Here is a 5,991-nt window from a genome sequence, read left to right on the forward strand (position 1 = left end):
GCTCCGCCGGGTGTCGGAGCCGTCCGCCGCCGTCTCCGCCGACGCGCCGCGCGGGACGAGGCCGAGGCGGAGTGCCTGCACCTCCGTCAGCGCGGCCGCCGCGTCCCGGGGGCGGTCCGCCGGGTTCTTCGCCATCAGGGAGAGGATCAACCGGTCCAAGGCTGGCGTGAGTTGGGAGCGGGCGCGGCTCGGGAGGAGGGGTGTGTCGTGCAGGTGGTGGTACATCACGCCGGCCGCGGGGCCCGTGAACGGCTGGCGGCCGACGAGGAGTTCGTACAGCACGCACCCGAGGGCGTACAGGTCGGTGCGCCCGTCGCCCTCCTCCATGCGGAACTGCTCCGGCGCCATGTAGTGGAAGCTGCCCATCGGCATCTGCCCGGTGCGGGTCAGCCGGGACGCGGCCTCCGCGCCCTCCAGGAACTTCGCGATCCCGAAGTCGAGGACCTTCACGCGGTCCGCGCCGTCCGGGCCGACGGCCACCATCACGTTCCCGGGCTTGATGTCCCGGTGCACCAGGCCGGCGGCGTGCGCGGTCTCCAGGGCGCGGCAGATCTGCTCGGCCCAGCCGAGGACGCGGTCCAAGGGCTGCGGTCCGTGCTCCCGCAGCAGCTGCTGGATCGAGCGGCCGTCCACCAACTCCATGACGAGGTACGGCAGTCCGCCCTCGTCCAGGCCGTGGTCGTGCACCGTCACCACGTACGGGCTGCTCAGCGCCGCCACCGCGCGGGCCTCCTGGCGGAAGCGGGCGAGCAGGTCGCTCCGGTCGTCCTCCGCGAGGTCCGGGGGCGGGTCGAAGAGCTTCACCGCGACGGTTCTGTGCAGGTCCTCGTCCCTGGCGCGCCACACCTCGCCCATGCCGCCGCTGCCCAGCAAGTCGCCGAGCCGGTAACGCCCGTTGAGCACCCTCTCCCGCACTGCGGCCCCCTTGGTCCCCACCCCTGGTGGAGTGAGCCTAGCCGCCTCCTCTTCGGGGCGGCCTGGGAAACGGGGCACAAACCATCAGCCCGGCGAGGGGGTACCCCCTGCTCGAGCGAAGCCGAGAGCTTGGGGGAGCTTGAAGCCTCGCGGGCGGAGCCCGTGCGCCGCGGCGGAGCCGCGAAACGCCCCTGCGGGGCCGAGGGCGCGAGCCGGCAAAAATCTCAGCCCGGCCGGCGTTTGAGGCCGCCGGGCGGAGCCGCGAAGCGCCCCTGCGGGGCCGGGGGCGCGAGCCGGTAAAGGAACTCAGCCCGGCCGGCGCCTGAGGCCGCGCGGGCGGAGCCCGTGCACCGCGGCGCAGCCGCGAAGATCCTGGGTGCCGCCGCCCAAGGCCTCAGCGGGAGGGCTTGCGGCCGGTGATGCCGAGATGAACGAGCAGCGCCAGATTCGGCCGCAGCTCGGCCGCACGGACGCCCCACGTCTGGAAGCCCTTGGGCTGGGACGCCGCCCCGGCGAGCATGACGACGAGCGCACCGGCGACCGCACCCGGGTTGACGTCCGCGTCGACCTTCTTCTTCCCCTGCAGATCCTTCACCGCCGCGGTCAGCGGGTGGATCACGGAGTTGAGGACCTTCAACCGGAGCCGGGCGAATCTCTTGTCGCCCTCCGCCGCGCCGAGGTCGACGACCCGCAGGATCGCGTCGTTTTTGCGCCAGAAGTCGAGAAAGCCGTCCACCAGTTGTTCGGCGGACTGCCACCCCGCCTTGCCGACCCAGGACCGACCCTCGACGAGCCCCGCGAGAGCACCGCTCTCGCGGGCCATCTCCTCCGCCAACTCCAGGACCGCACCCTCGACGTCCGGGAAGTACTGGTAGAACGTGGCGGGCGAAGTGCCCGCTTTCCGGGCGACATCGATGACTTTGACGTCCCGGTAGGGCGACGAACTGAGCATCTCACCGAGGCAGTCGAGCAGCTTCTGCCGCGTCGCCTGACCTCGTCGACCGGCCACGCGGCCGTCGACGGTGCGTACTTGTCCTGTCATGTCGTCAGCTTACCGAGGGGGTGTCTGCGCGCGATTCGGCCGAGTGCAAATGGGTGTGGCCGAAAACAGCCGCCCTCATGTTCGATTCTTTTCGGACGTTCTCCGCCCACCCGCCACCGTGGCGGGGCCGCCTCTTCGGCCAGGGCGACGCCCCTCTTACCGCACGCGACCCCCCGTCGTGCACCCGGGTTCGCCTTGACCGCCCGCGGAAGGAAGAATCAGGGTGCGTACCGCCGGGCCGGGCCGGGGGTGAGACGCTGCACGGGGCCGTGGGGCGGTTACGACGGACTCGTGACGGACACCCGGGCCGTACGGGGAGGTGGCAGGCGAAGTGGTGGGTCAGCTGACGCAGCATGATCCGAGGCGGATCGGACCGTTCGAGGTCCTCGGCAGGCTCGGCGCGGGCGGCATGGGCCTGGTCTACCTCGCGCGCTCGGCGTCCGGGCGGCGGGTGGCGATCAAGACCGTGCGCACCGAGCTCGCGGAGGACCAGCTCTTCCGGGTCCGCTTCACCCGCGAGGTCGAGGCGGCCCGCGCGGTCTCCGGCTTCTACACGGCGGCCGTCGTCGACGCCGACCCGCGCGCGGCGATCCCGTGGCTCGCCACCGCGTACGTCCCCGCGCCGTCGCTGGAGGAGATCGTCAACGAGTGCGGGACGCTGCCGCCGCAGGCCGTGCGCTGGCTCGCGGCCGGCATCGCCGAGGCGCTGCAGTCGATCCACGGCGCGGGCCTCGTCCACCGCGACCTCAAGCCGTCGAACGTGCTCGTCGTCGAGGACGGCCCGCGCGTGATCGACTTCGGGATCGCGTCCGGGGTCTCCAACACCCGGCTGACCATGACGAACGTCGCCGTCGGCACCCCCGCGTACATGTCGCCGGAGCAGGCGAAGGACTCCCGCAGCGTCACCGGCGCGAGTGACGTCTTCTCCCTCGGCTCGACGCTCGTCTTCGCCGCGACGGGGCACGCGCCGTACCACGGGGCGAACCCCGTCGAGACGGTGTTCATGCTGCTCAGGGAGGGTCCGGACCTGGAGGGGCTGCCGCCGGACCTGCGCCCGCTGATCGAGTCCTGCATGCAGATGGAGCACGCGCGCCGGCCGAGCCCCGCCGACCTCCAGGCGCAGCTCGCCCCGCACCTGTTCAACTCCGGCAGCGACGACAGCGGGACGGCCTCGGCCTGGCTGCCGCCGCGGGCCGTCGAGATGATCGAGCGGCGGCGCGGCGGGCGGACCACGGTGCCGTCGGGGCCCTCGGGCCCGGCGGGCCCCTCGCGGCCCGAGCCCGGCCCGCGGCCGCACCGACCCGTTCCGCCGCGCCCGAACGTCCCCCCGCCCGGCGGCGCGCGCGAGGCGCCCGGCGGGGCGGTCCAGCTGCCCGGCACGCAGGTGCCGATCGGGCCCGGCCCCCGCGTCGCCGACACCCGGGCGGCCGCGGCCGGTGCGGCGGTCGTGCAGCCGGGCGCGGAGCTGGCCGCGGAGTGGATCCGGCCGACCGGACCCGGCGGCGCCACCGCCGTCAACGGCACCGCGCCCTCCCCGCTCACCGGCGTCCCCGCCCCCGCGCCCGCCCCCGACGGGCAGCCCGCCGCCTGGCGGCCGTGGCGCTTCCGCATGTCGAACGACGTGTGGGGGACGCCGAAGGTCGCCGGCGAGCTGGTCTACGTCACCTCCTTCGAGGTGCACGCGCTGGACGTCGCGAGCGGGCGGCGGCAGTTCAAGACGCGCGACGTGGCCTGGTCGATGGCCGTCGACGGCGGCCGCATCCACGCCTCCGACGGGCCGACGCTCTTCGCCCTCGACGCGAAGGACGGCTCCGACCTGTGGCGGCTCCAGGCGGACGCCTGGGTCTACTCGCTCGCCGCCGACCGCGGCACCGTCGTCACCGGCACCCGGGGCGGCGGCGTCCAGGGCTGGGAGGCCGCGAACGGCGAGAAGCTGTGGGAGATCACCGGCGCGCAGACCGACTTCGAGTCCCCCGAGGCCGGGCCGGTCGTCCACGACGGCACGGTCTACGTGTGGAAGGACGCCCGGCTGCGGGCCGTCGAGGCGCGCACGGGCGCGGAGCGGTGGTCCTACCCGATCGGCGACGCGGCCTCCTGCGGCGGGGTGCCGGTGCGGCTCACGCCGGGGGAGGACGGGGCGGTGTACGTCGTCGCCGGCACGCGGGTGCTCGCGATCGACGTGCGCGGCGGGCAGGTGCGGTGGCACTTCGAGGCGCCGGCCGTCTTCCTCTCCCCGCCCGCGTTCGCGCCGGGCGCGGCGGTCACCGGCGGCGGCGTGTACCTCGCCGACTACCTCGGCACCGTCTACGCGCTCGACGCGGCGGACGGCCGCGACCGCTGGCGCATCGCGACGGAGGCCCGGACGTCCATCGATCCGGTGCTCGTCACCGGCGGGCACGTCCACGTCGGCAGCGGCAGCGCGATCTACACCCTCGACGCGGTCACCGGCACTCCCAAGTGGCGCTTCGCCGCGAGCGGCGAGGTCGTGGGCGCGCCCGTCGCCGCCGACGGCCGCGTGCACTTCGGCTCCGCCGACCACTGCCTGTACACCCTCGACGCCGCCGGCGGCCAACTCCGCTGGAAGCTCGCCACCAACGGCGAGATCACCGGCTCCCCCGTCGTCACCTCCGGCGTCGTCTACGCCTGCAGCAAGGACCGCTGCGTCTACGCCCTCGACGCGGCCCTCGGCACGGCGACGGGCAGGGCGGCCGCGCCGCGCTGAGCGGGGGAGTGGGCGCTGCTCCCGGCGCGGAGCACCGCTCTCGCGTGTGAGCGGTGCTCTTGCGCTGGAGCGCTGCTCCGGGAGTGGTGCGCTGCTCGCGCAGCGGACTGCCGCTTTCGCGGCGGGGCACCGTTCTCGTCCGCGAGCACTGCTCTCGTCGGCGAGCGCTGCTCCCGGCGCGGAACACGGTTCTCGTCGGTGAGCGCTGCTCTTGCGACAGAGCGCTGCCTCGGGAGTGGAGCACTGCTCTCACGACTGAGCGCCGCTCTCGTCGGAGAGCGGCGCTCGTGTCCTGCCTGCCGTCAGCGGGGGTCTTCCCGGTCCGGGTCCGTGTGGGGGATCGCCGTCGTCGGGGCGTCCGCGTCGGCGGGGTCGGTGGACGGGGGCGGTGGGGGCGCGTCCGGGGTGGTGCCGGGCCAGTCGACCTTTCGGGTCGCGTCCGGGCGGGGCGCGGGGGAGGAGCCCGTGAGGGTGTCCTCCAGCGGGTCGACGCGGGGCTGAGCGGTCGTCGGGTGGTCGTCGTGGGGCTGCGCGGGCGGGTCGGCCGGCGGGGGGCCGTAGGGGTTCGCGCCGTAGTGGGGGGCGGGGGCGTCGTAGCCGGGCTCCGCGTACGGCTGCTGCCCCGTCGCGCCGGGGTCGGCGTACTGCTGGTGGGCCGTCGCGCCGGGGGCGGCGTAGGGCTGCTGGACCGCCGCCGCGTCGTAGCCCGCGCCGTACCCCTCCTCGTAGCCCTCCTCGCGGCCGCGCCGGGCCGCCTGCCGGCGGCCGTGGCCGCGGCCGCGCATGAGGAGCGCGCCGAGGAGGATGATCACGCCGCCCGCCGCCGCCGTCGCGACGCCCTCGTTGAGGCCGCTGCCGTCGGACTCCAGCGCGAGGCTGCCGAGCGCCTGCCGCACCCGGACCATCCACAGCACGGTGAGGCCGACGACGGCGACGCCCGCGACCGCGACGACGATCCGCGAGCGGACGAGGACGCCGAGGAGCGTCACCAGCGCGCAGCCGACGAACAGGACGAACAGCGAGGTCAGCAGGTCCGCGCGGGCGTCGGAGATCCCGGCCGCGTCGAACAGCTCCACCAGCCGGTAGTCACGCCCCTCCCGCTCGCCGTACCAGGCGCGGAACGGGCTGATCACGGCCACGACCGCGCCGACGAGCGCGACGACGGCGCCGAGAACGTTACGGATCATGCGGCCGACGCTACGACGGGCGGCACCGCCCCGCCACGCGGGTGAGCCGGGCGTGCGCTGCCGGAGGAGCGGGCCGCGGCCCCCGGGAAAACGCGACGGCCGCGGTGGCTCCCCTCCTCAGCCAC

General features: G+C 74.9%; 4 protein-coding genes. 1 reads left to right on the plus strand and 3 read right to left on the minus strand.

The window, feature by feature from the left end; translation table 11 throughout:
• Together ACFWEG_RS27890 and ACFWEG_RS27895 are read right to left on the minus strand one after the other, a co-directional pair.
• Window positions 1-915, minus strand: a 915-nt coding sequence (locus tag ACFWEG_RS27890) for a protein kinase (protein WP_387220575.1), incomplete at its 3' end; no start/stop codon positions are given.
• Between the two features lie 394 nt (window positions 916-1,309).
• On the minus strand, window positions 1,310-1,957 hold the full coding sequence (locus tag ACFWEG_RS27895) for a TetR family transcriptional regulator (protein ID WP_387220577.1): 648 nt from the start codon (window positions 1,955-1,957) through the stop codon (window positions 1,310-1,312).
• A 331-nt stretch (window positions 1,958-2,288) separates the two neighbouring features.
• Here ACFWEG_RS27895 and ACFWEG_RS27900 point away from each other — a divergent pair, with 331 nt between their 5' ends.
• Window positions 2,289-4,679, plus strand: a complete 2,391-nt coding sequence (locus ACFWEG_RS27900; protein WP_387220579.1) for a PQQ-binding-like beta-propeller repeat protein — start codon at window positions 2,289-2,291, stop codon at window positions 4,677-4,679.
• 302 nt (window positions 4,680-4,981) lie between these two features.
• Here the strand turns inward: ACFWEG_RS27900 and ACFWEG_RS27905 are convergent, their stop codons facing one another.
• Window positions 4,982-5,866 carry a hypothetical protein gene (locus ACFWEG_RS27905; protein ID WP_387220581.1) on the minus strand — a complete coding sequence of 295 codons (885 nt, stop codon included), beginning with the start codon at window positions 5,864-5,866 and terminating at the stop codon, window positions 4,982-4,984.
• Window positions 5,867-5,991 lie beyond the last annotated feature (125 nt).

The sequence above is a fragment of the Streptomyces sp. NPDC060194 genome (assembly GCF_042728285.1).
GTDB lineage: Bacteria > Actinomycetota > Actinomycetes > Streptomycetales > Streptomycetaceae > Streptomyces.